At 61.8% G+C, this 25,957-nt stretch carries 13 protein-coding genes and 1 pseudogene; 4 read left to right on the top strand and 10 right to left on the bottom strand.

Going from position 1 to position 25,957, the window contains the following annotated elements; genetic code table 11:
• Positions 1-55 precede the first annotated feature (55 nt).
• The 5 genes and pseudogenes from rpoD to glgA all read right to left on the bottom strand — a co-directional run bounded on the left by rpoD (position 56) and on the right by glgA (position 8,502).
• Positions 56-1,891 carry an RNA polymerase sigma factor RpoD gene (rpoD, locus tag CKA38_RS16820; protein WP_108824192.1) on the bottom strand — a complete coding sequence of 612 codons (1,836 nt, stop codon included), beginning with the start codon at positions 1,889-1,891 and terminating at the stop codon, positions 56-58.
• 24 nt (positions 1,892-1,915) lie between these two features.
• Positions 1,916-3,790, bottom strand: a complete 1,875-nt coding sequence (gene dnaG, locus CKA38_RS03170; RefSeq protein WP_108824191.1) for a DNA primase — start codon at positions 3,788-3,790, stop codon at positions 1,916-1,918.
• Positions 3,791-4,059: 269 nt separating this feature from the next.
• A complete protein-coding gene (metG, locus tag CKA38_RS03165) occupies positions 4,060-5,595 on the bottom strand; it encodes a methionine--tRNA ligase (protein WP_108824190.1) in 1,536 nt (511 codons plus the stop codon).
• A gap of 173 nt (positions 5,596-5,768) precedes the next feature.
• Entirely contained in the window at positions 5,769-6,944 is a 1,176-nt protein-coding gene (locus CKA38_RS03160) for a TIGR01777 family oxidoreductase (RefSeq protein ID WP_108824189.1), read from the bottom strand.
• Between the two features lie 113 nt (positions 6,945-7,057).
• A pseudogene (gene glgA, locus CKA38_RS03155) lies at positions 7,058-8,502 on the bottom strand (glycogen synthase GlgA).
• A 212-nt stretch (positions 8,503-8,714) separates the two neighbouring features.
• Here glgA and uvrA point away from each other — a divergent pair.
• Complete coding sequence (gene uvrA, locus CKA38_RS03150; RefSeq protein WP_108826382.1) at positions 8,715-11,690, top strand: excinuclease ABC subunit UvrA; 2,976 nt, start codon at positions 8,715-8,717, stop codon at positions 11,688-11,690.
• A 26-nt stretch (positions 11,691-11,716) separates the two neighbouring features.
• Here uvrA and typA read toward each other — a convergent pair whose 3' ends face one another.
• Complete coding sequence (gene typA, locus CKA38_RS03145; RefSeq protein ID WP_108824188.1) at positions 11,717-13,540, bottom strand: translational GTPase TypA; 1,824 nt, start codon at positions 13,538-13,540, stop codon at positions 11,717-11,719.
• 170 nt (positions 13,541-13,710) lie between these two features.
• On the opposite strand from typA, the gene asd reads away from it, so the two are divergent.
• A complete protein-coding gene (asd, locus tag CKA38_RS03140) occupies positions 13,711-14,670 on the top strand; it encodes an archaetidylserine decarboxylase (protein ID WP_108826381.1) in 960 nt (319 codons plus the stop codon).
• A 1-nt stretch (position 14,671) separates the two neighbouring features.
• Here asd and CKA38_RS03135 read toward each other — a convergent pair whose 3' ends face one another.
• On the bottom strand, positions 14,672-15,880 hold the full coding sequence (locus CKA38_RS03135; protein WP_108824187.1) for a hypothetical protein: 1,209 nt from the start codon (positions 15,878-15,880) through the stop codon (positions 14,672-14,674).
• 166 nt (positions 15,881-16,046) lie between these two features.
• On the bottom strand, positions 16,047-17,015 hold the full coding sequence (locus CKA38_RS03130; RefSeq protein WP_108826380.1) for a PhoH family protein: 969 nt from the start codon (positions 17,013-17,015) through the stop codon (positions 16,047-16,049).
• A 112-nt stretch (positions 17,016-17,127) separates the two neighbouring features.
• On the opposite strand from CKA38_RS03130, the gene CKA38_RS03125 reads away from it, so the two are divergent.
• Together CKA38_RS03125 and CKA38_RS03120 are read left to right on the top strand one after the other, a co-directional pair.
• Positions 17,128-18,411, top strand: coding sequence for a DUF3142 domain-containing protein (locus tag CKA38_RS03125; protein ID WP_161554700.1), 1,284 nt, complete (start codon positions 17,128-17,130; stop codon positions 18,409-18,411).
• Complete coding sequence (locus tag CKA38_RS03120) at positions 18,395-20,488, top strand: hypothetical protein (RefSeq protein ID WP_108824185.1); 2,094 nt, start codon at positions 18,395-18,397, stop codon at positions 20,486-20,488. The genes CKA38_RS03125 and CKA38_RS03120 overlap by 17 nt, the downstream gene beginning before the upstream one ends.
• 35 nt (positions 20,489-20,523) lie before the next feature.
• On the opposite strand, the gene CKA38_RS03115 is transcribed toward CKA38_RS03120, so the two are convergent.
• Together CKA38_RS03115 and ptsP are read right to left on the bottom strand one after the other, a co-directional pair.
• Positions 20,524-23,943 carry a PPi-type phosphoenolpyruvate carboxykinase family protein gene (locus tag CKA38_RS03115; RefSeq protein WP_108826379.1) on the bottom strand — a complete coding sequence of 1,140 codons (3,420 nt, stop codon included), beginning with the start codon at positions 23,941-23,943 and terminating at the stop codon, positions 20,524-20,526.
• 201 nt (positions 23,944-24,144) lie between these two features.
• Positions 24,145-25,914, bottom strand: a complete 1,770-nt coding sequence (gene ptsP / locus CKA38_RS03110) for a phosphoenolpyruvate--protein phosphotransferase (RefSeq protein ID WP_108826378.1) — start codon at positions 25,912-25,914, stop codon at positions 24,145-24,147.
• Positions 25,915-25,957: the final 43 nt, after the last annotated feature.

Genomic DNA, 25,957 nt, shown 5'->3' with positions numbered 1-25,957 from the left:
TGAGTAAAGGGCGAAAAGGGTTTCGCCCTTTGTTTTTGTGTTTGTCAGGAAGGGCTTACCTTTTTCCAAAGGGGTTGAAGGCGCTTTGGATTCCGGAGGGCGGGATGATCGACTCGCCGGCTTTTTTCTCGCGGGCAACTTGCTGGAGAAGGTTTTGCGCGTTGTCGATTTGCTCGGCGTCGAAGAAGCCGTGGAGCTGGCGAATGCGCGTGGGATGGCGCATTTTGCGCAGTGCCTTGGCCTCGATCTGACGGATGCGCTCGCGGGTGACGCGGAATTGTTTGCCGACTTCCTCAAGCGTGCGGCTGTAGCCGTCGATGAGGCCGAAGCGCAGCGAGAGCACGCGGCGTTCGCGCTCGGTGAGCGAGTCCAGAACGTCGATGATTTTTTCGCGGAGGAGCGAGAATGCCGTCATGTCGTAGGGATTCTCGGCGGACTTGTCCTCGATGAAATCACCGAAGCTGGTGTCGTCGCCGTCGCCGACGGGCGACTGGAGCGAGATGGGTTGCTGGGCCATCTTCATGATTTGCTGCACGCGCTCGACGGGGAGGTTCATTTCGTCGGCAACTTCATCCGGGGTCGGTTCGTGTCCGAATTCCTGAAGGAGTTGTTTTTGAACCTGCATGACCTTGTTGAGCGTCTCGATCATGTGGACCGGGATGCGGATGGTGCGAGCCTGGTCGGCGATGGAGCGGGTGATGGCCTGGCGGATCCACCAGGTGGCGTAGGTGGAGAATTTGTAGCCGCGACGATATTCGAATTTCTCGACGGCCTTCATGAGTCCCATGTTGCCCTCCTGGATGAGGTCGAGGAAGGAGAGGCCGCGGTTGGTGTATTTTTTCGCGATGGAGATGACGAGGCGCAGGTTAGCCTCAACCATTTCGGTTTTTGCCTTGTGGGCCTCGCGGACGTGGACGTTGGTCTGCTTGATGACCTCAAGGAAGCGCGCGGGATTGATGCGCCACTCCTGCTCGATTTGTTTCAGGCGGGCGTTGATGGGCTTGGTGTCGATGCCGGCGTCTTTTTTGGTCTTGGGTTTTTTGGCGCGGTCGAGCTTGGCGTAGAGTTCCTCGATTTCTGCAAAGACGGCCTTCTTGCTCTCAAGGTATTCCTCGTAAACTTTGAGCTTGAAGAAGTATTTGCTGAAATTGGCGCGGAGAGTGTTCTCGCGTTTTTTGTATTTGGTGCCGACGCGTTTTTTGTCGGCCTCGGTTTTGGCCTTCCTGAGTTCCTCCCAGCCCTGGGCGACGGACTCCTCGTTTTTCTGCGTGGTCTCGACGAGCTTGGGGAGGTGCTTGAAGTAGGATTCGCGGCTCTCGATTTTTTTGTCGATGACGATGCGGTCGAAACGCTCCTCGCGTGTGATGAGCTTGGCGCCGAGCTCGGCGATGTGGCGGCCGATGATGGCGACCTCGAAGAGGACGTTTTGCGCCTTGAGCTCGGCGGTTTCGATGCGCTTGGAGATTTCGACTTCCTGTTCGCGGGTGAGCAGGGGGACCTGGCCCATCTGCTTGAGATACATGCGGACGGGATCGTCGAGGATGTCGTTGTTCGAGGTGCGCGATTCCTCCTCCTCGGCGTCTTCCTTTTGCTGTTTGTATTCCTCGACCTGGTCGGGGTCGATGACCTCGATCTCAAGGTTGCCGAGGATGTTGAGGACGTTTTCGTATTCCTCCTGGCCCTCGTGAGTGTCGGGAAGCGCTTCGCTGATGTCCTCGGTGGTGAGATAACCCTGCTCCTTGGCCTGGCGGATGAGTGCGCGGATTTTTTCATTGGCGCCGGGATTTGAGGAATGCTCGGCGGCGGCAGCCTCGGCGCGCTCAATGGCGGATTCGACTGCGTCGGAGTGGACGGATGAGGTGGCGGTTTTTTTCTTGGCTTTGCGCGGCATGGTGTGTGATGCGAGTAAAATAAACTAGTCAACGGCAGGCAGCCCGAATGGCTGGCGCAGTTGACGTTGGATGTCGGTGCGTTGTTTGATCAGAGAAATTGCGTCAACTTCACTGTTCGCCTGAAGGGTTGAGAGCGCAAGTTCGATTTTTCGGAGTTCTGGCTCCAACGCGCGGTTACGGATATCGATAAGTGTTGTGTTGGCGATCCGGATTGGATTGTCGTTATTAAGTGTTATAGTGCTAAGAGTTGTGGCGAGCGCACGTTGTTCATCGTCCTCTACGATTCCATCAAGATGATCGCGACCAGGCCAATCGTTTTGTTCAAAATGACTGAGAACCGTATTGAGAAGTTTTCCGGCAGTATGTGTTGTGTCAATCCAATGGTGTGGGAGTAATCGCGCGATAGGTTCACCCAAGTATTCATAATTTAAGCAGATAAGGAGTAATTGATACTCATTGGTGACATTATGAGGAAGCAGAACGGGATCCAAATCAGAGGAGGGCGTTTCGGGCTGCGCCGTGTAGGAGGCTCGGGTTTGGGCTTGGGCGCGATAGGCCTCGAAATCGCGGGATAGGGCGTTGATGGGGATGCGGAGGCGGGAGGCAATTTCGTTGAGATACTCGGCGCGCGTGATCTCGGAATCGGTTGCGAGGATGATATCAAAAAGGGCGCGGGCGGTGGCGTGTTTTTGCTCGGCGGAGGCCGCTGCGGGGTCGGGGAGGTGACTGCGGCAGGCGAAGGTCATCGCGCTCTGGGCGTGTCTCTTGAGCTCGGCGTAGGCGGCGATGCCGCGTTCGCGAAAAAGGTCGTCGGGGTCGATTTTTTCGTCGCCCGCGAGGGCGAGGAAGCGCGTCTCGAGGCCGGCCTTGAGCGCGAGGGGCAGATAGCGGAGCGCGGCGTTTTGGCCCGCGGAATCGCCGTCGAAGAGACACTCGACTTGCGGGTGATAACGGCGGAGGAGCGTGAGCTGGCTTTCGGTGATCGCGGTGCCCTGCGGGGCGATGGCGGTTTTGAGGCCGACGGACCAGCAGCGGAGCGCGTCGAGCTGGCCCTCGACGAGGACAAAGGGCGCGTCGGGGCCGACGGCGGTGCGGGCGCGGTCGAGATTGAAGAGGAGGTGGCCTTTGGTGAAGATGGGGGTCTCGGGTGAGTTGACGTATTTGGCCTCGCGCGCGGGATCGTCCTGCGGAGTGAGATCGGTCTGGCGCGCGGTGAACGCGACCACGCGGCCCTGATGGTCGCGAATGGGAATCATGAGGCGGCCGCGGAAGCGGGACTTGACCGAGTGGAGGTTGACCGGGGCGTTTTCGTTGATGAAAAAAAGTCCGCAGCGGCGAAACGCATCCTCGGAGAAACGCTCCTTGTGCAGGCGCGAGAAAAGCGCGCTGCCGTCGGGCGCGACGGCGCCGATCTTGAACTCCTCGGCAAGCTCGGGCGTGAAGCGGCGTTTGTTTTTCCAATACTCGCGCATCCATTCGCCGGTGGTGTTTTTCGTGTCGGCGATTTTGAAAACCTGGTGGAAATGGTCGGCGGCGATTTCGTGGATGGCGAAGAGTTCCTGGCGCAGCGAGCGCTCCTCGCGCGTGGGGCCGGAGCCCTCCTCGTATTCGATGGCGACGTTGTAGCGGCGGCCGAGCGTCTCAATGGCCTCGGTGAAATCGAGCCCCTCGGTCTCGCGCACGAAAGAGATGATGTCGCCGGCCTTGCCGCAGCCGAAGCATTTGTAGAAACCCTTGTCGGGATCGACGGTGAAGGAGGGCGTTTTTTCGTTGTGGAAAGGGCACAGCCCCTTGAAACGCGAACCGGCGCGCTTGAGCGTCGCCACGCGACCCACCACATCCACGATGTTCACGCGAAACTTCAGGTCGCGCAGGCATGTGGGTTTGACGATGGGCATGTGGAAAAGGGCTGAAGGACTGAGGAGCTGAAGTCGGAAAGACGGAACGGATAAGAGCGAGCGGAAAATGATCGGCGGGCGGCAGTTGACGCGTGTTAGAACGGAATGGTTACAAGAAGTTGCGGGGATGCAAAAAATTTCCGACGGTGCCGCGTTGCACGGTGCGTGTGCGCGCCGGCGAACATGTCGGGATGTGCAAATGCGAGGGCGTGGCGGTGATGAATCGCCGCGCTCGGAAACGAACCGCCGACGCGAATCGGCACTCCTTCTTACGAGGTTTTTGTTTGCGGCCTCGGGAACAGGATCGCCGACTCGGCGACTTTGTTGCCGGTCAGGCGGGCGCCCCAGACGAGTTCGTCGCGCCAGTTGGACTCGGTTTTGGCGCCGATCACATCGCGGATTTTCGCTGTGGCGCCGGGGATCACCGCGTAGAGGAGCGCATTGGCGAGGCGCAGGGACTCGGCCATTGTGGCGAGCGAGGTTTTTAACGCGGCCTGGTCGGCGGGCTCGGCCGATTTGCCGAGTTTCCACGGGGCGCGTTTTTCAATGTAGGCGTTGGTCGCGGTGACGAAGGAGAAGGTGCGCTCGAGCGCGATGTGGAATTGGAAGCCTTCGTTGAGCGTGATGACTTCGTCGCGCGTTTTTTCCCAGAGGGTTTTCAGCTCGGTTTCGAGTTCGCCGCTCGCGCCCGCGTCGGCCTCGGGGATGACGCCGCCGGCGAAGCGGTTGGTCATGTTTAGCGTGCGGTTGACGAGGTTGCCGAGGTTGTTGGCAAGGTCGGCGTTGTAGCGGGCGAGGAATTGCGTTTGCGAAAAATCGCTGTCCTGGCCGACGCTCATTTCGCGGATCACGAAGTAGCGCAGCGCGTCGGTGCCGTATTGGTCGGCGAAGGCGACGGGGTCGACGAAGTTGCCGGTGCTCTTGGACATTTTGCTGCCGTTGATCGACCACCAGCCGTGCACGAGCAGCGAGCGCGGGGGCTCGATGCCGGCGGCCTTGAGCATGATGGGCCAGTAGACGGCGTGCGGCGGCACGAGGATGTCCTTGCCGATGACGTGGAAGTTGGCGGGCCAGAAACCGGGTTTTTCGGTGACGGCGGTGTAGTAGTTGGTGAGCGCGTCGAACCAGACGTAGGTGACGAAGTTTTCGTCGAAGGGCAGGGGGATGCCCCACTCGAGGCGTTCCTTGGGGCGCGAGATGCAGAGGTCGTTGAGCGGTTCCTTGAGGAATTCGATGACTTGTTTCTGGCGGTAGCGGGGGAAGACAAAATCCTCGTGCGTCTTGAGGTGGTCGACGAGCCAGTCCTGATACTGGCGGAGTTTGAAGAAGTAATTGCTTTCGGTGATTTCGGTGACTTCGCCGAAGATTTCCGGCCAGGTGCCGTCGGGGTTGCGGTCCTTGTCCTGAAGAAATTGCTCCTGGCGCGTGGAGTAGAAGCCCTTGTATTCGGCTTTGTAGATTTCGCCCTTGTCGTAGAGTTTCTGGAGGATTTCGCAGACGACTTTTTTGTGGCGGGGCTCGGTGGTGCGGATGAAGTCGTCGTTGGAGATTTCGAGCTTGGCGCAGAGGTCGCGGAATTCCTGCGAAACTTCGTCGCAGAATTGTTGCGGGGCGATGCCCTTGGCGCGGGCGGATTGCTGGACTTTCTGGCCGTGCTCGTCGACGCCGGTGAGGAAAAACACATTGTCGCCCATCTGGCGGCGGAAGCGGGCGATGACGTCGGTCAGCACTTTTTCATAAGCGTGGCCGAGGTGCGGGGAGCCGTTCACGTAGTCGATGGCGGTGGTGATGTAGAAGTTGCTCATTGTTTGTGAGGGCAGGAAAAGGGGTTGGTGTGTGGTTGTCGAAGAGGAAAATGCGGGGAAGCATGGCTAAATTCCAAATTCCGAAATCCCAAAAGGAAGACAATCGTTTCGCGAAGGATTGTTTTGGGGTTTGGAATTTTGTCGGTTGGGATTTCCCCGCGCAGGGGGAGCCGTTACAACAACTGCTCCAGCGCCGTTTCGAGGTCGGGATGGCGGAAATTATAACCGCTGTCGCGCAGCTTGGCGGGGATGGCGCGGGTGCTGGCGAGCATGGTTTCGTTGGCGAAATCGATTCCGTAGCGCAGTCGCAGCAGCCAGCGGGGTGTGCGCGAGCGGCGTTTTTTGCCGAGCGCGGCGGCAAGCGTGTCAACCAATTCGGCGTTGGGCACGGGGTTGGGCGCGGTGATGTTGACAGGGCCGGCGCAGGCGTGCGTAAGGATGGAATGGTAGATGGCGGCGATGGCGTCGTCGATGCTGATCCAGCTGATCCACTGGCGTCCGTGGCCGAGCATGGCGCCGAGCTTTTTTTCGAAGTAGGGGAGCCGGGTTGCAAATGCGTCGCCATCGGGCGTGAGCACCGTGCCGAAGCGCAGGCAGGCGACGCGCAAACCGAACTCGCCGGCGGCGTTCGCCTCGTATTCCCACCCGTGGCAGACGTCCGCGAGAAATCCGTCGCCTCTCGGGGCAGTTTCGTCGAGAAGCTTGTCGCCCTGGGATCCGTAGTAGCCGGTGGCGGATGCGCTGAGGAGGGCGAAGGGACGCTGCTTGAGCGTGGCGAGCGCGGCGACGAGGGCGCGGGTCGCGCCGGCGCGACTTTCCCAGATGAGGTCGCGTTGAGTCTGGTCCCATTTTGCGGCGGCGAGGCTCGCGCCGGCGAGGTTGATGACGGCGTCGATGCCGGGGAGCGCTTGCGCCAGCTGGTCGGGATTGAATCCGCCCGTCTTGGGGTCGCGCGCGAGGGGGATGACCTCGTGGTTTTGTGCCTGGAGAAAAGGTGTGAGCGCGCGGCCGATCACGCCCGAGGCGCCGGCGACGGCAATGCGCAGCCGGCGGACGGCTCCGTAGGCGGCGGTTTGCTCAATGTCGTTGCGCAGCGTGGCATGGCGGCAGGCGAGGTAGTGTTCGATCGTGGCGGGGGCGAGTTCGAGCGATTCGGGCGGGCGCAGCTCCTCGGTTACGGTGCAGGAGGAGGTGTCGAGCGATTTGATTGCGGTTGAAAAAATTTTCAGGGGTGTGTTCGCGGCGGCCCAGTGGGGCGTGAGGCGTGTTTCCGCGCCCGGACGCGCAAGCCATGCGGTGACTTCCTCGGCGGGGCGTTCGATGCGGGTGGTGAGTGTGTGCGTGGTCATGCTTGTGGCGTTAGCGCCGTGAGGGCGCGCCTTGCGCGCGTCCGTGTGTGCTAAAAATTATTGATGTGCTTGTTCATAAAGCGAACGAAAACCAAGGCTCGCAAGGCGCGCTTCTATAACAATTCCGTGTAGAGGCGTTCGTAGGCGCGGGCGGCGTTGTCCCAACTGTTGTCGGTCGCCATGCCGCGAGCCTGCACGGCCGCGTAGCGGGGTTTGTCGGCGAAGAGTTTGAGCGAGCGTTGCAGGCCTTCGCGCAGCGCGTCGGCGTCGGGCGCGAAGGTGATGCCGGTGCCCGCGTCGGGCGACGCGTCGGCGTCAGTCACCGTGTCGTGGAGTCCGCCGACTTGCGTGACGAGCGGCGGCGTGCCGTAGGCGAGCGAATACATTTGGTTGAGGCCGCAGGGCTCGAAGAGCGAGGGCATCAGAAAGAAGTCGCTGCCGGCCTCGATGAGATGGCTCATGCTTTCGTCGAGGCGCATGGCGAGGCCGATCTTGCCCGGCGCGGCGGCGGCGAGGTCGCGCACGGCTTGCTCAAGGCGTTTGTCGCCGGAGCCGAGGATGACGAGGCGGCAGTCGTGGTTGAGGAAAAAATCGCGGTTGGCGAGGAGGAGCTGCACGCCCTTCTGCTCGGTCAGGCGGCAGACCATTCCGTAAACGGGAACATCGGCGGGCGCGGGATCGAGCTCCATTTTTTTCAGGAGCTCGGCGCGGCAGGCTGCTTTTCCGGAGAGATCGGCCGCGGTGTAATTGGCGGGGATGTGCGCGTCGGTGGCGGGGTTCCAGACGGTGGTGTCGATGCCGTTGATGAGGCCGACAAGATCCTCGGCGCGCGTGGCGATGACGCCGTCGAGCCCGCAGCCGAACTCGGGCGTTTGGATTTCTTGCGCGTAACGCGGACTGACCGTGGTTACCTGGTCGGCGAAGAGGATGCCGCCCTTGAGGAAATTCATCTGGCCGTAGTATTCGAGGCCGTCCACGCCCTTGAGTTCGTCGGGGAGGTTGGTGCGGTAGAACGAGCGCATCGGGTAGAGACCCTGGAATGCGATGTTGTGAATGGTGAAGACGGTTTTGAGCGCGAGGGCGGTGGCGGTGCGGCGCTCGGTGTAGCGGAGGAGGAGCGGGAGCATCGCGGCCTGCCAGTCGTGCGCGTGGACGATGTCGGCTTGGAGGTTGAGTTGGCGGAGTGTTTCGACGACGCCCTTGCAGAAAAAATGTAGCGGTGGTAATTGTCCTCGTAATCGCGCTCGCCGTTGCCGTAAACGCCCCTGCGGTCGAAGAGTTCGTCGCGGCAAATGAGGTAGATTTTTTGATTTGGCCGTGGCGAGAAAACGCGCACCTCGCCGCTCATGAAAACGTCGCCCATTTCGATTTTGAGGCGCAGGAGCCGTTCCGCGCCGGAGGCGTCGGGGTGATCGAGCACCGCGCGGTAGCCGGGAAGAAACACGCACACTTGGTGGCCGTGCTTTGCGAGCGTGGCGGACAGCGAGCCCGCGGCATCGGCGAGGCCGCCCGTTTTGACGTATGGAAAGAGTTCGCTCGCAACTTGAACGATTTTCATGGCCGCAAAAGCTAGGCGAGGTCCCGGGGTGTTTCCAACATCAAAAGAGTTTCGCGGCGAACGAATTGATATTTTGAAGAGTGTTTTGCAAATCGCGGGAGCCCGTTGGCTCCGTTGGCGGCGCCGGCATCTTTGGTCGCACCGGGATGTTCGCTTGCGCGTTCTTCTACTTTGACGTTGCGGCGACTTCCGGCGAGATTGCGGGCCAGTTCATGCAAGCCGTAGCGACACACATCCACGTAAAAGGCGCCCGCGAGCACAACCTCAAGAATATCGAGGTGCGCATTCCGCGCGGCAAACTCGTCGTGATCACGGGCGTGAGTGGCTCGGGAAAATCGTCGCTCGCATTCGACACGATCTACGCCGAGGGCTACCGCAAATACATGGAGTCGCTCTCGACGCAGGCGCGCCAGGTGCTCGAGCAATTGAAGCGGCCCGACGTCGATTTTATCCACGGCCTCTCGCCGGTGCTCGCCATCGAGCAGCGCACGGGCGGCGGCTCGCCGCGCAGCACCATCGCCACCGTCACGGAGATCGCCGACTACGCGCGGCTGTTGTGGGCGTTGCACGGCGAGCAAATATGCCCGAAGGACGGCGGGCGCGTCACGCAACGCTCGCTCGACGACAACGTGGCGCGCGTGCTCGCGCTCGCGCCGGGCGAGCGGATCATACTGCTCTCGCCGCTCATGCGCGCGAAGCCGAGCGTGCTGCGCGAGGAATTGCCGCGCCTGCGCCAGCGCGGGTTTCAGCGCGTGCGCCTCGACGGCGAAATAAAAAACCTCGACGACGCGCGCATCGTGCCGACGGGCGCGAAAGAGCTTGTCGTCGATTTGGTGATCGACCGCTTGGTCGCAAACGAGGACCAGCGCAGCCGCCTGGCGGACTCGCTGGAGCTGGCGTTTCGAGAGGGCGGCGACCGCGCCATCGTGCTCGCGCAAAAAACCGCCGACGCGCCGTGGCGCGAAATCAACCTGAGCCAGTCGCTCGCATGCGAGATTTGCGGCGATGTTTTTGAGAAACTCACGCCGCGGCACTTTTCATTCAACCACACCGAGGGCGCGTGCCCAGAGTGCGGCGGATTGGGGCGCAAGATGCGTTTCGTGCCGGAACTGATCGTGCCGGACCCGGAAAAATCCGTGCGCGGCGGCGCGATCAAACCGTGGCGCATCGGCGGAAAAAATTTAATCATCAAGCACAACGCGCTGCTGAAACAACTCGCCGAACAACTGCCGTTCGACGCCGACGCGCCGTGGAAGGACCTGCCGGAGGAAACGCGCGATGTGATTCTGAACGGCGCGGGCGAGCGTTTGTTTGCGTTCAAGTTGAAACGCATGCGCGAGCCGCGCGCGATGCCATTCCCGGGCGTGATCGCCGACTTGGACGAAAGCTGGCGCGGCACCGACAGCGACGGCTTCCGCGCGCGCCTGACGACATTCATGGTGAGCGGCGAGTGCCCCGCCTGCCACGGCGGACGCCTGAACGCGAGGAGCAGCGCGGTGCGGATCAAGGTAGCACAGACATTCTTGTCTGTGCCCTCTGATGAGAATGCGAGGGACAAATCCCAAACGGCACAGACAGGAATGTCTGTGCTACCTTGGCTGACTTTCCCGGAATTTCTCACACTCGACGTCAACGCCGCGCATGCTGTTGCTCGCGAACTTTGCGACACGCTGGCGGGCAACGAAGCGTTGCGCGAAATCGTGACGGGCATCGAGCAACGGCTGCATTTTCTCGCGCACACCGGACTCGGCTACCTGACGCTCGACCGCGATTACGACACGCTCTCCGGCGGCGAGGCGCAGCGCGTGCGGCTCGCCACGCAACTCGGCATGGGACTGATGGGCGTCATCTATGTGCTCGACGAGCCGAGCATCGGCCTGCATCCGGCGGACAACGAACGGCTGCTCTCGCAACTGCGCGAGCTGCGCGACCGCGGCAATACCGTGCTCGTGGTCGAGCACGACGAGGAGACGATGCGCATCGCCGACGAAATCATCGAGCTCGGCCCCGAGGCGGGCGTCGAGGGCGGGCGGATTTTGTTTCAGGGAACGCCGGCGCAGTGCGTCGCGCTGCCGGAGCGCGTGTCGCTCACCGGCGCGTATTTGTCGCGAAGGCGTTTTGTCGAGAAGGACGCTAAGACAAAAACGTCCGCGTCCGGCCCCGGCGCGTGGCTGACCGTGCGCGGCGCAAGCGAGCACAATCTGCGCAACATCGACGCAAAGTTCCCCGCCGGCCTGCTCACGTGCGTGACGGGCGTTTCGGGCTCGGGCAAAAGCACGCTGGTGAACGACATCCTCGCCGCGGCGGCCGCGCGCAAGCTGAACGGCGCGACAAAAATTTTCCCCGGCAGGCACAAGGGTATCGAAAATTTGGATACATTTGAAAAACTCGTGCAAGTGGACCAGGAGCCGATCGGGCGCAGCCCGCGCTCGAACCCCGCCACCTACACGAAGCTGCTGGATTCGCTGCGCGACCTGTTTGCGCAAGCGCCGCTCGCCAAGGTGCGCGGCTACAAGGCGAGCCGTTTTTCGTTCAACGTGCGCGGCGGACGCTGCGAGCGCTGCCAGGGCGACGGCGTGATCAAGCTCGACATGCAGTTCATGGCCGACGCCTACGCGCCGTGCCCGAGCTGCGGCGGGCGGCGCTTCAACCGCGAGACGCTGGAGATTTTGTTTCACGGAAAATCAATCGCCGATGTGCTCGACATGACGGTGCGCGAGGCGATGGCGCTGTTCAAAAACATCCCGCGCATCATGGACAAGCTGGAGACGCTCAATGCCGTGGGGCTCGGTTACCTGACGCTCGGGCAATCGGCCACGACGCTCTCCGGCGGCGAGGCGCAGCGCATAAAATTGTCGCTCGAACTGAGCCGCCGCCAGCAGGGCGACACGCTGTATATTCTCGACGAGCCGACGACGGGCCTGCACTGGGCGGACATCCAGAACCTGATGGACCTGCTCTTCAAGCTGCGCGACGCGGGCAACACAATCATCGTGATCGAGCACAACCTCGACGTGATCAATCTCGCCGACTGGATTATCGACCTCGGCCCCGGAGGAGGCTCCGCGGGCGGCGAGATCGTCTTCGCGGGCGCGCGCAGTGAAATCGAAAAACCGGAAAACACCGCGCGCTCATTAACCGGCGCCGCGCTGAAACGGTGGCGCAACGCGGGCACGATCAAATCGTAGGCACGCGCCAGGCACGCCCCGCGCGTTCAGCTTGCGCTGCGGGCGGCGCGTTCTTGTTTGCGGCGCTCGAGGGCGCTCAGAATCCGTTTGCGGAGGCGCAAGTTTTTCGGCGTCACTTCCACGTATTCGTCGGGCGCGATGTATTCGATTGCGCGCTCCAGCGAGAGTCTCACCGGCGGCGTGAGCTGGATGCCCTTGCCTTCGCCTTGGGAGCGGAAATTGGTGAGCTGCTTGGCCTTGGTCGCGTTGACGGGGATGTCCTCCTGACGCGGGTTTTCGCCGACGATCATGCCTTCGTAAACTTCCTCGCCGGGACCGACGAAGAGGCGTCCGCGCTCCTGGATCGAGTCGAGCGCGTAGGCGGTTGTGGCGCCGGCCTCGGTGGCGACGAGCGTGCCGGTGAGGCGCGTGGTGAGATCGCCGGCCCAGGGGCCGTATTCCTTGAAGAGGTGGCTCATCACGCCGCGTCCGCTGGTGGCGTTGACGAGATCGATTTCCAGGCCGATGAGTCCGCGTGTGGTGATGGTGGCCTCGATCAGCGTATAGTGCGGATGCTTCTCCATGTTCGTGATCTGGCCCTTGCGGTTGGCGAGGTTTTGCATGATCGCGCCGACGCATTCCTCGGGAATTTCGATCCAGACGTTTTCGTAGGGTTCGAGCCGCTGGCCGTTTTCATGGCGCTCGATCACGGTGGGGCGGGAGACAAGGACTTCGTAACCTTCGCGGCGCATTGTCTCGACGAGCACGGCGATTTGCATGGCGCCACGGGCCTTGATGTTGAAGACGCCCGCGGCGTCGGCATCGCTGACTTGGATGGAGATGTTTGTCTTGGCCTCCTTGTAGAGGCGGTCGCGGATTTGGCGCGAGGTGACGAGTTTGCCGTCGCGTCCGACAAGCGGGCCGTCGTTGACGGCGAGCTGCATTTCGAGCGTGGGCGGGTCGATGTCGGTGAAGGGCAGGGCGTGCGCGTCCTCGAGCGCGGCGAGCGTGTCGCCGATATCAACATCCTCGAAACCTGAGAGGCCGACGATGTCGCCCGCGGCGGCCGCGGTGGCGTCCTCGGTGCCGAGGCCGGCGTATTCGAAGAGCTTGGTGATTTTGGCGCGGGTGCGCTGCTTGCTTTGGCTGCGAATGACCCAGACATTGTCGCCGACGGCGATTTTGCCGGCGAGGATTTTGCCGACGGCGATGCGGCCCACGTAGTCGCTCCAGTCGATGTTGGAGACGAGCATTTGGAAGGGCTGGTTGGGGCGGGCGAAAGGCGGCGGGATGTGGTCGAGGATGACGTCGAAGAGGGGAGTCATGTCCTTGCTCTCGTCGGTGAGCTTGCGCTTCATGTAGCCGTCGCGGGCGGAGCCGTAAACGACGGGCGCGTTGAATTGCTCCTCGTTGGCGTCGAGCTCGAGGAGGAGTTCGAGCACCTGGTCGTAGATTTTTTTCGGGTCGGCGTTTTCGCGGTCAATTTTGTTGATGACGATGACGACCTTGAGGCCGTGCTGGAGGGCCTTGCGGAGGACGAAGCGCGTCTGCGCCTGCGTGCCCTCGTAGGCGTCGACGAGGAGGAGCACGCCGTCAACCATGCGCAGGGCGCGCTCGACTTCGCCGCCGAAATCGGCGTGGCCGGGAGTGTCGACGATGTTGATGGTCTTGCCCTGCCATTTGACGGCGGTGTTCTTGGCCTTGATAGTGATGCCTTTTTCGCGTTCGAGGTCCATCGAGTCCATGGCGCGTTCGGCGACCTGCTGGTTGGCGCGGAAGGTGCCGCCGGTTTGAAGGAGCTTGTCAACGAGCGTGGTCTTGCCGTGGTCGACGTGCGCGATGATCGCGATGTTTCGGATGTTTTGATTCATTATCGATGAGCCTGTTTTTGCTGAAAAAGAGGACAACCATGCGACGCGCGGAGGGCGGATGCAAGGATGAAGCCCCGGGGGGAAAAGGATGATTCGCATTGGGTGTGGCGCAATGCGCAAGAAACTTAGGCTTCCGTTTTGCCCGAGTTTTTTGGATGTTCGACGCATTCATGGCACGCGAACCGATCCAGTTTTACAACCGACACACAAAACAGCTTGAGACCGAAAAAATCTACAAGGAGGGCTGGCTGCGTTTCACGTATGAGAATCCCGTGGGGCGTTTTTTTCTGTGGGCGTTTGTGAAGCGGAAGTTTTTTTCGTGGCACTACGGCTGGAAAATGAACTGGCGCAGCAGCGCGCGGTATGTGCTGCCCTTTGTGATCGACTACGGGCTGGAGGAGCAGCAGGGGGAGTTTGCGAGGTCGGTTTTTGATTTCAGGACGTTCAACGAGTTTTTCATGCGCGCGCTGAAACGCGAGGCGCGGCCGATCGCGCCGGGCGACGACACGGCGGTGTTTCCGGCGGACGGGCGGCACCTGGTGTTTCCCGATGTGGACAAGGCCGGCGGGTTTTATGTGAAGGGCAGCAAGTTTGCGCTGGAGGATTTGCTGGGCGAGGGGCATTTGCCGGAGGCGCGGCGCGAGCTGACGCGGAAATTTGCCGGGGGCGCGATGGTGATTTCGCGATTGTGCCCCGTGGATTACCACCGGTTTCATTTCGCGGCGGCGGGCAAGGCGGGCAAGGCGCGGCTGATCAAGGGCGCGCTGTATTCGGTGCATCCGATCGCGCTGCGCCGGCGCATTGAATACCTCGTGCAAAACAAGCGCATGATCACGCTGGTCGAGACGGATGCGTTTGGCACGATGGCGAGCATCGAGGTGGGCGCGACGAATGTCGGCTCGATTATTCAAACTTACCCGGAGGATTTTTCCGTGAAGAAGGGCGAGGAAAAGGGGCTGTTCAAATTCGGCGGCTCGTGCGTGATCACGCTTTTCGAAAAAGGTCGGATCAAGTTTGACGACGACCTGATCGCGCAAAGCGAGGCGTGTGTGGAGACATTCGCAAAGATGGGAGACCGGCTGGGCGTGCGCGCCGGGGAATTGCGGGAGCTGCGCACGGCGGACGGTTGAACTACCGCCTTTTTGAGGGTGAGTTTCTCCCCGTGGCGCTTCCCGTGGACATGCGCTTGAGCACGGCCATGTTTTTTTCGAGATAGGCGTTGCCCACCTCCTCGCCGAGTTGCGCGCAGACTTGGGCGCGGATTTTTGCGGCGGCATCCATGCGAGCCTGCTTTTTCTCGGCGGCGGACAGCGTGGTGTCGGTGTTGATGCTGTGGTATTCCTTGGACGCCACATCGCGCAGGGCGTAAACATTGTTGATTGTTTCGACGGGGATTTGAAAGCGGTCGGCGGCGGCCTGAAGGCTGCGGTAATCGGAGTTTTGCGCGCGCATGTAATCGGCGTAGCGCTCATCGCCGAGCACCATCTTGATTTCCCCGTTGGCCTGCTTGAGTGCCTCGGCGCGGGCGGCGATCGCGTCACGATCACGCGGGGAGGAGATGGGATACTGGTCGCTCACGGATTTCATGACGTTGTAAACGGCGAGGTATTCCGCCTCGGTGGCGTCGATGCCGGCGAAACTGCGGCGCACGTTTATGGCGGCGGCGGAATAGCGTTGCTCGTAGGCGGCCAGTTCTTCGGGCGTGAAAATGCTTTTCAGGTCGTTCTGAAATTCCTCGTAGAGGAGCCGCTGGTTGCTTGAGTCGGAGGGGAGTCTGAAGCGCGAGGCTTCCTCGCCGATCTCCCTGACCATTTCGCTGTAATCGCGTTGGAGATCCCTTAGCTGGGCAACTTTTTCCTGGGGCAAAAATGCGTAGCGCGCGGCGGTCTCGTCAGTCACGTTCGAGCCGAGCATGGCGATTGTTTCGCGGTTGGCCTGGTTGGCGAGTTCGCGCAGTTCCTTGCGCTCCTCGGCGGTGTAGTTTCTGGTGCCTTGGTCGGGGCCGCGCCAGTAGGGGCCGGTTGCGCTGCGCTTGGCGGCGAGGATCTCGCGCTGGCGGTTGTAATACTTCATCCAGATGAACCGTCGCGCGAGGTCGTGCGCGTTGGCGTCCGTGAACCCGAGCGCGCGGAGCTGGTCGAAGATCGTTTTTGCGTCATTTGTCTTGAGCGCCTCCGCGAGGCGCGCGGGATCGGACTTGGGGATGCTGCTTGCCGCCTGGGCGTTCGTTTGCGTGGCGCGCGATTGCCGGGCGGAATCGCGCGGCGCGACGATGCAGACGACGGCAAATCCAACATTGGCTGCGATTGACAGGGCAAGGATGACGGGCAAGGGGCGCATGGCGGGGAATGGGTTTATTGGCGGGAGCGAAACCTATTTGATCAAATACGTGAGACAGCGCGAATTCTTAATGTTCACGATTTGTTTTTTTGCCCGGGATCACCTGGCGCGACGCATCCGTCCGGCAATCGGGGCTTTCATCCCGGCAATCCGGGGGGCAAAAGAATCACTGCTGCCCGCCCATCGGGTTTTTGTATTGATCGTAGGCCTCGATTATTTTTTGCACAAGCGGGTGGCGCACCACGTCGGCGCCGCTGAAATAGTGGAAGTCGATTCCCTCGATTCCCTCCAGGATGCGCGACACTTCCACCAAGCCGGATTGTTTCACGCGGGGCAGGTCGATCTGGGTTACGTCGCCGGTCACGATCATGCGTGAGTTTTCGCCGAGGCGCGTCAGGAACATCATCATCTGCTCCGGCGTCGTGTTTTGCGCCTCGTCGAGAACGACAAATGCATTGCTCAGCGTGCGGCCGCGCATGTAGGCGAGCGGCGCGATTTCGATCACGCCCTTTTCCGTGAGGCTCGCCACATCGTCGTTGTCGAGCATGTCGTGCAGCGCGTCGTAGAGCGGGCGCAAATAAGGCAGGATTTTTTCGCGCAAATCACCCGGCAAAAACCCGAGCGCCTCGCCCGCCTCCACCGCGGGGCGCGTCAGGATGATTCGCTCCACTTTGTTTTTCAGTAAGGCCGACACCGCCGCGGCCATCGCGAGATAAGTCTTGCCCGTGCCCGCCGGCCCGATGCCGAACACGACCGGGTTTTCCTGAATCGCCTGCAAGTATACTTTTTGCCCGAGCGTCTTCGGCACGATGCTTTTGCGGTTGGTGGAGATGACGAGCGGCTTTTCAAACAGGCCTCGCAACTGCTCGAGCTCGCCCCTCGCCACCGTGTCGACGAACCGGTGAAAATCCGGCGTGCGAATCACGAGCCCCTGCGCCCGCGCCTCATTGAGAAAACCGAACAGCGATTCCGTTTGCGCGACCGCCTCCGCCGGCCCGCTGATCTTGAGCCAGTCCTCGCGCGAGACGAGCGTGACCTTCAGCTTTTGCTCGGCGTAGGTGAGATTGCCCTCACGTCCGCCGAAAAGCTGGTGAAGGTGCCGCGCCGATGGGAAATGCAAAGTCTGGGAAGCCACAATTCCCAACAATTCGCGCAAAAAATCCGCCTTCGCGAGCGTTTTTTATTTCTCATGGATTTCATGCACGCTTCACACTCGCTTCACATCCCGAATGCACCCTCAACCGCCCATGGACAAACTTCGCCGCATCATCGTTTTGCTTTTGCTTGCAACATGCGCCCGCGCCGCGGCCGGGGCGGCGTGGACACACGATGCCTACATCTGGCAGCGCAAGCCGGCCGCCCAAGTCGATGACGCGCTCCGCGCATCAAGCGGCCAGGTCAACGGCTACTGCGTTCTGGCCTCGGAGATTTCGTGGGATAAGGCGTCCCCGAAAATCGTTCGTCCTCGTTTTGATTACGCCGGGCTCGCCGCGCTTGGAAAACCAATCGGCCTCGCGCTTCGCATTGGCACGCGAAACTCGGAAAAACAATTCGCGGACGCCCTGCCTCAAATTGTCGCCGAGGCCTCCGCGCTTCTCGAATCCGTGCGCAACGCCGGACTCGCGCCGTCCGAGCTTCAAATCGACTTCGATTGCCCCGAGTCGAAACTCGGCCTTTACCGCGGCTGGCTCGCCGCGCTCAAAACCGCCGCGGGTGAAACTCCGCTTACCTTCACCGCATTGCCCTGCTGGCTCCAGCATGAGCGGGAGTTTGTCGACCTCGCACGGACGGCGGACGGCTTTGTGCTGCAAGTCCACTCGCTCCACAAACCCCGCGCAATCGACGACACATTCACGCTCTGCGAGCCTGGCGCGGCCCTGCACTGGTGCCGTGGCGCCGACGGGCTCGCGGCGCGCGCAGGCACCCGCTTTCGCGTCGCGCTGCCCACCTACGGCTACACGCTCGGGTTTGATGACAAGGGCCGCTTCATCGGGCTCGCCGCGGAAACCCCTCGCGACTGGCCGCCTGGCGCGCAACTGCGCACCGTGCGTTCCGATCCCCGCGCGATGCAGGCGCTCGCGCAAACACTCGCCGCGGAAAAACTGCCCCGCGCCACCGGCATCATCTGGTTTCGACTGCCCGCCGAAAACGACCGGCTCGCATGGACCGGGAAAACATTTTCCGCTGTCATTGAAGGCGGGGAGATAATCTCGCATCTCGCAGTTGAAATCCATCGCGCCAAACCCGGCCTTGCGGAAATCGTCATCATCAATCGCGGGCACACGACCGAGCCGCTTCCGCAGCGGGTGAAAATCACATGGAGCGGCGATGCCAGTCTGGAGTCGCGGGACGGGCTTGGCGGATATAGTTTTTATTATGACCGCGACGATCCCCGCGCGCTCGTCGGCATGAGATCGCTTGCGTCGACAGAAATCGCCCCCGGGCATAGTCGTGTCATCGGCTGGGTTCGCTTCGATTCTCCCGACAAAAAACCAATCACCAATATTTCCATCAATGCCACGATTCCTTGAGCAACACCATCGCATGCGGGCCGTCGTTATTGCCGCCGCCTGCTTCCTCATCCCGCACGCTCGCGCCTGCGGCCCCGATTTTCCCAACGCCTATCTCGCCGAGGGCAGCGTGAGCCTGCTGTCGGCGCCCGAGGGATATTTTGCCGCGGAGATTGAAAAAATCGCGCCGCGCAAAAAAGCCGCCGCCGCCGACTCGGGAGCCGCCCTTGTCATTGCGGCCAACAAGGCCAAGCGCGAAAACGAGCTCACCGAAACCGGTGTCCTCCGCATTGAGCTTGCCAGGCGCGGTTACGCGCAGGAACGCATCGACGCACTGGCCGGCGAGCTGGAGTCCGCGCGCGCGGTCATCTTTGCGAAGGACTGGGCCAGCCCGCCGGTGTTTTCCGGCGACATGCCCGCGGAGTTCGCCCTCTATTTGAACGGCGCTTTCGCATACTGGAAGGGCGACCATGAAACCGCGGATAACCGTTGGAAAACCCTGCTCGCGCTTCCCGCTGACGAACGCCGCCACTACACTGTCAACGCCGCCTACATGCTTGGACGTCTCTGCGTGCCCGACGCGCAAGGGGAAGGCATTCCCGAGCGCCAGTCGATGCCCGTGGAGGCCATGCGCGAAATGCTTCACGGCGTGAAGTGGTTTCAACAAACCCGCGATGCCGCCGAAGCCGGATTTGACGACATTTCGGATCTCGCTCAAGCGAGTCTCGGCTGGGAGGCGCGCGCGCATTTCTTCAACGGTTACAGCACCGAGGCCATTCACCTTTACCTCCGACAGCACGCCGCGGGGGATCGCCGCGGCGCCGTGCTTTCCCTGCGCGCCGTCGCCCGCGACGCATTTGAATCCGCGGAATCCGAGGATGGCGCCAAGCATCTTCGCCAGCTCGCGCGGGACGAAAAATCCCGCCGCGTGCTGACACTTTATCTGCTCGCCCGTTTTGGCCTTTTCCCGTGGTTCGATGATGAGGCCGGAAAAAAACTGGACCGCCAATCCCGCATCTGGGCGGGGATTTTGGACGAGGCGGAACTTCGCGATGTGCCCGACACCGACCGCCTCGCGTGGCTCGCCTATCAGGCCGGTTATTTCGATCTTGCCGCGCAATGGCTCAAGAGCGCCTCCGCCTCCTCCGTGCCCGCAAACTGGATACGCGCCAAGCTCGCGTTGCGCTCGGGCGACGCGGCGCGTGCCGGCGGGCTTCTCGAAAAAGTCACGTCCAGCCCCGAGCTGACCGGCGGGGCTCGCCCGGTTGCATGGGCGGATTTGGGGCGCGTTCGCATGGGCGCGGGCAAATATGCCGGGGCGCTTGATGCGTTTTTGCGCGGCGGGCACTGGCAGGACTGCGCCTATATCGCCGAGCGCGTGCTCGTGCTCGACGAGTTGGTGGCGTTCGTGGATAAACATTGTCCGCAACAAACCGGAACAGATGAGCGGCAATTTTTCTCGGTCGCCGAAGAGCGCGAGGAACAGGATGAGAAAGCTCTGCGCAACGAACTCCGCCACCTGCTCGCGCGGCGACTGGCGCGGGCGAACAAGCCGGAGGATGCGAGGGCGTATTTCCCCGAAAAGTTGCGGCAAATCTATGCCGCTTATGTGGATGATGTGCGCGCCGGGTTTAACGGCGAGCGCGCGCCCGGCGAGCGCGCGAAGGCATTTTGGAACGCGGCTGCGAGCCTGCACGAAAATGGCATGGCGTTGCTCGGCACGGAACTGGCGCCGGACTATTCCATTTGGGGCGGCAATTTCGAGTGGAGTCCGATAGCCGGGGCGCGACGTGATAAGTTGCGACGCGAGGGCGGCCTTGGCGCGCCGACCGCGGATGAGCTCCAGCGTGTCGAGGCGCACGCGGTTCCGCGGAAGCGTTTTCACTATCGATATCGCGCGGCGGATCTCGGGTGGTGGGCGGCGTCGCTCATGCCGAATGACTCCGACGAGACCGCGCGCATGCTCAACACCGCCGGCGGCTGGATCAAAAAACGCGATCCGGGGGAGGCCAACCGGTTTTATCGGGCGCTGGTGATTCGCTGTCCAAACACCGTCCTTGGCAAACAGGCTGCCGCGCGGAACTGGTTTCCGGAATAGAGTTTTTTATAACTGCGAAATCTTGAGCGGCGTCCTTACGCTTCCGCGATCGGTTGCACGCCGATTGTGTATTTGATGCTTTCCAGATACGCGGGGGAATAGACGTGATCCAGGCGTTTCAGCGCGTGGGCAAGGCGGCCCTTGATGTCGAGGTCGTCGATCACATCCTTTGTGTTGGGGCGTTCGAGATACGACTCGAGGTAGGCGACATGGCGGCGCCAGAGCGCGACTTCGTAGCGCTGTTTCGCGGTGAGGCGCTCGGCATACCAGTCGCTTTCGAGCATGTGCTCTTTTGTGAAGAGTTCGCGGACTTCCGGCGCGTCGAGCCCCTTGCCCTCGTAGTGGCCGTGCGCCATGATGTGCAGGAGCGCCTTGAGCGGCGGGACGGCAAGGTCGATTCCGCCGTCGGCGAAATAGCTGTCGGCAACGCGCTTGTGGGTGACGCAGATGTTGTCCATGCCGTCGGCAAAGATGTCCATGTCCTGCTGCTCGGGATGGAGCATTTCGTCGGTGAAGACGGAGTGCGGATGGTTGAACACGCGCCCGAAATAAATGCGCACGAAACGCGTGGTGATGCGGTAGCCGAGCCGGCTTGAGAGCACGGGTTTGCCGTTGTGCTCCATGTCGGGCACTTTTTCCAAGCAGCCGTCGGCAATGAGCGCCTTGGCGCTGCGCTCGGCGAGCGACATGCGCGAAAACACCTCGGGCACAAGCATCGATATGTCGTGGTCGACGCGCGCCTTCGGGCCGACGTAGCCGGCGGCGGAAAGGAACACATCGTGCCCGGTGAGGATGAGCGAGATGAGCGACGCGTTCAGGTCGACGATCGGGCGCAGCGTGTTGAACGGGCCCTTGGTGAGCGCGCCCTCGGAGCCGGCGCCGGTGGTCGAAGGCGACTTGCCGGTCATGGAGCTGATGAACTCCATGAAGAGCTCGGGCAGTTCCATGTGGTGAATGGGATTGTAAACCGCGAGCGGGCGGATTTTGCCGTCGGGGGGATTGTTGCGGCGGCCGGGCACGAGGATGTCAACGGGTGTCGGCAGCGGTGCGTGGGAGGTGAGGCGGCGGTGCAGGCGCGCGGCGAGGTCGGCGAGCGCGGTGTCGAGCGGATGCAGGATGTCGGGGCGCACTTGCAGGTAGCGCGGGTTTTTCGAGGGCTTGCCGTCGATGACGCGCGGGTGCGCGGACGACACGAAATACGCGGGCGTGTTTGAAGCGATCGCGCCGCGGATGATGTCGCGCATGGGTTTGGTGTAGGCGCGGAATCCGATGGCGTCCTCCAGGAGCTTGCGCGCGTCTGATTGCATGAGCGGCTCGTAGTTGGAGAGGAAGGTGCCGGGCGAGGCGATGTCGGCCTCGGCCTGGCGGTCGTAGCCGCGATGGATGGCGTCGTCGGGGCGCTGGAAGAGGAGGGCCTCGCAGTTTTTGACAAACTTCACCGAAGTGGCGCCGGCGCACTGCTCGGGCAGGTCCTTGATCGCGGATGCGGGCGCGACGACGGACGCGGTGATGTCGTCCTCAACCTGCACTTTTGCGACGGGGTGGAAGTCGTTGCGCAGGCCGAACACGCGCCACGAGCCGTCCTCCTCGAATCCGACGCGCATGTTGTTGGTCACGATTTTATGGCCGTCGAGTTTGAGCTCGTAGCCGGGCATGCCGTTGATTGTGTCCACCGAGAAATGGCTGAGCCACTTGTCGCTCCACTCGGGTTTGTAGTAGCGCTTGAGGACGAAGATGAGCTGCTTGATGTGCTGCGGAATCGTGCGGAGCCAGTTGTTGTATTCGTCGGTGTAGTCGCGGCGCGAGGGAGTGAGGAGCTTGATGACGGAGCCGAGCGAGCGATGCGAGCTGAGGATGGGGCGTGTGTCCTTGCCGCGGCGCGCGGGGTCGCGAAAACGTTGCGAGTAGTCGTGCTTGAGCAGTGTGGAAACCTGGTCGAAGTCGCGGTCGAAATCGGCCACAAAAACATTTCCGGGCAGGATTGCGTAGGAGATGGACTTGGAGATTTCCGATTTTCCGCCGCCTGAAACCGTGCTGGGCTTGTGGCAGAGCACGCCCTCGGCGAGGGTGCCCACGAGCCGCCATGTCGAGCGCTCGCCGGTGCCGGTGATTTGCTCCATGTGGACGCGGTAGCCGCTGGGGCGCATGTAGATTTTTCCGGCGAGGAGCTTGATGGTGTGAAGCTCGCCGTCGGCGGCAATCCAGGTGATCGTGCCCGCGCGCAGGTCGAAAGTGGTGACCTCGGGGATGATGATGATTTCCGGATGCTCGAGATCGAACGCGTGGCCCTCGGGCTGGAGCGTGAAGCGGCCCGGGAATTTTGCGATGACATCGGCCACGTTTTGCGCGTGCTCGTCGGTGTAGGATGAGAATCTGTCGCCGAGGTCGTAGCTCGGAAACACGAGCGCGCCGCCTGCGTGCTCCTCCTCGGTGAGGCCGTAGAGGTTGGAGGAAAAACTGATCTGCGTTTTGACCTCCTTCTTGCAGTAACCGTAGTAGTTGTCGGCGATGATGGTGACCATCACGCCCTTGTGATTGCGAGCGGTGAGCTTGAACGCGGAGCCGTTGTTGTAGAGTTCCTTTTCGTCCTTCCAGCACATGCCGTCGCGGCGCTGGCGCTCGGTGGCGAGGTCGTAGTGCGGCAGACCGGCGGCGTGTTTCGGGATTTGCGTGAGGTGCGGCGCGAGGATGACGCAGCCGGTGTGCCCGATCCAGTGGTCGATATCGAGCCCGGCGTCGTTTTCGGGAAGGTAGGGATCGCCGGCGTTGCCGAAAATGCCCTCGACAAAATCGAGGTTGCTGACGAGCGAGCCGGGCGCGAAGAAGCGCATTTCCATGCGTTTCTCGTCTATGAACCCGTGCACGGCGGGGCACACGAGCGGGCGCAGGTGCAACGAGACAAAACACCCCGCCTCGCGCACGCGGTTTGCGGTGAACGGCAGGCGCATGAGTTCGCGCGGCGGCTCGAAGGCGAGCGCGAGCATTTTGCCAAAGACGCTTTTCGGCACGGCAAACTTGTCGTCGGGGATCGGCAGTCCGCCCTCGGCGACGTGGAACACGCCCTTTGTGGTGCGGCGGTCGTTGGCCGGGTTGTGAAGCACGCCCTGACGAACGCGATAGCTTTTGACGAGCGGGGAGCTGAATTCGTCGCCATCGGCCGGCAGCGAAAGCGCGCGCGCGAGGCCGGGCTGGTCGAGGATGAACGTGCGGTTGGGCAGCTTGGGAACGCCGCCGACATCGGAAAGATACGAGTCGAGCCAGGCCTGGATGCGATGGTCGACCGGGGAAAGCGGATCGGAAATTTGGCGCGTGGTTTCGCGAAAGCGCGCGACGATCGGCGCGGCGAGATCGGTCATGGCAATGTCGGCCTCGTCAACGGGCGGGCAGCCGAGCAGCGAGAGCCGCAGATTGATCGCGTGGTGCAGTTGGTTGGAATCGGTGATGTTCTCTGGCATGACAAATAGTGCTCGAAGGTTTTCTTTGCAGTGCGAAACAAATAGCGTGAGAAACCGGTATTGTTTGAAAACATTCGAATAATACAACCGCGTAGTTGCCGCGCCAAATCGGGCGGGGGGGCGCGGGGAGCGGTGCTGTCCGGGGCTCCGGATGCCGCCCGGGCGGCGGAATCCTCCGTGCTTGCGGGCCGCCCCGCCCCGTCACGCCTCCGCCATGCGCGCGTTGTAGAAGGCGTTGCAGAGCGCGGTGATCTTGGCGGCGTTGTCCATTTTCGACGCCTCGTGGACGAGTTTTTTCGCGTCCGACATTTTCATCGCGCGCACGAGGTATTTCACCGCCGGGATCAGCGACGAGGCCATGCTCAATTCGTCCACGCCGATGCCGAGCAGGAGCGGCACATAAAGGGGGTCGCCCGCCATTTCGCCGCACACGCTCACCTTGATTTTCGCCTTGTGCGCCTGTTCGACAACGTAGCTCAGCATCCGCAGCACCGATGGATGCGCGGGTTTGTATAGGTGCGCGATGCGCTCGTTGCTGCGGTCGATCGCGAGCAGGTATTGAATCAGGTCGTTCGTGCCGATGCTGAAAAAGTCCGCCTTGGGCGCGAGTATGTCCGCCGTGGTCGCCGCGCTCGGAACCTCGATCATCGTGCCGACGGGCATTTTTTCATCGAAGGCGACTCCCTTTTCCCGCAGCTCCGCGCGGCATTCGTCGAGCAACTTGTTCGCGTCGTCGAGTTCCCCGGTGCCGCTGATCATGGGATACATGAGCAGCACCCTGCCGTGCGCGCTCGCCCGCAGGATCGCGCGCAGCTGATTTTTGAAAATCTCCTTGTGCTCGAGGCAGAATCGGATGGCGCGCATCCCGAGGAATGGGTTCGCCTCCATCGGAAACAGCCCCGATTTCCCGTTCATCAGCTTGTCGCCGCCGAGGTCGAGCGTGCGGATGGTCACAATCTCGCCGGCCATGTTTTCGACCACGGCCTTGTATGCGCGGTATTGCTCCTCCTCGCTGGGCATTCGCGATTCCTGCATATACAGAAACTCCGTGCGATAAAGTCCGACGCCCTGCGCGGAATAGCGGCGGGCCATGTCCAGCTCGGCGCTGTTAATGCCCTCGATGTTTGCGCGCAAAATCACTTCCACGCCGTCCTGTGTGACCGACGGAAGGCTGACCGCGTCGAGCATGCGCTGCTCCACGCTTTTCCGCGTGACCTGGATTTTTCCGTAGCGATACAGCGTCTTGTCGGAAGGGTTGATGATGACCGTGCCCTCATAACCGTCGACCAGCACGGAGTCGCCCTCGACGATGCGCTTGGTCAGGTCGCGCGTGGCCACGACCGCCGGCACGCGCATCGTGCGGGCCACGATCACCGCGTGGCTCGTGCGGCTGCCCGAGTCGGTGACGATGGCGAGGACTTTGTCGCGATCCATGCCGACGGCGTCCGACGGAGAAACGTCGTTGGCAACCACGACGCGGTTGCCGGGAAAATTGTTCAGTGTCTGTTGCGCGCGGCCGAGCAGGTTTTGCAGGACGCGCTGCGCCACGTCGCGTATGTCGCCCGCGCGCTCGCCCAGGTATTCGTCGTCGATTTCCGAAAATGCCTTGATGTAGCGCTGCACGACATTGTTGAAGCACCACTCGATGTTTTTTGAGCTCGTCTCGAACTCGCGCTCGGTTTCGCCGATCAGGGCCACGTCCTCGAGCACGAGCAGGTGCGCGTCGAATATGCGCGCCTCGTCCGTCCCCAGGTTTTTTTCAACCTCGTTCCTGATTTGCTGGATCTGCTGGCGCGTGGCGACCAGCGCCCTGTCGAAACGCTCCATCTCCTCCGCGCGCTGTTCGGGGCTTATCTGGTATTCCGGCAGCTCCAAGTCGCTTTGGATGTGGAGGAGTATCTGCCCGTGGGCGATGCCTGGTGACGCGGCGATGCCATGGATTATGATTTCAGGTGTGTTGCGCGCATCCATGTGTGTGTTGTCGTGTCGTTGCAAATAAAAGCCGGGACGCGCG

This window comes from Ereboglobus luteus (assembly GCF_003096195.1).
Lineage (GTDB): Bacteria > Verrucomicrobiota > Verrucomicrobiia > Opitutales > Opitutaceae > Ereboglobus > Ereboglobus luteus.
The sequence above is the reverse complement of the archived record's forward strand: the minus strand, read 5'-3'. Positions and strand labels throughout refer to the sequence as shown.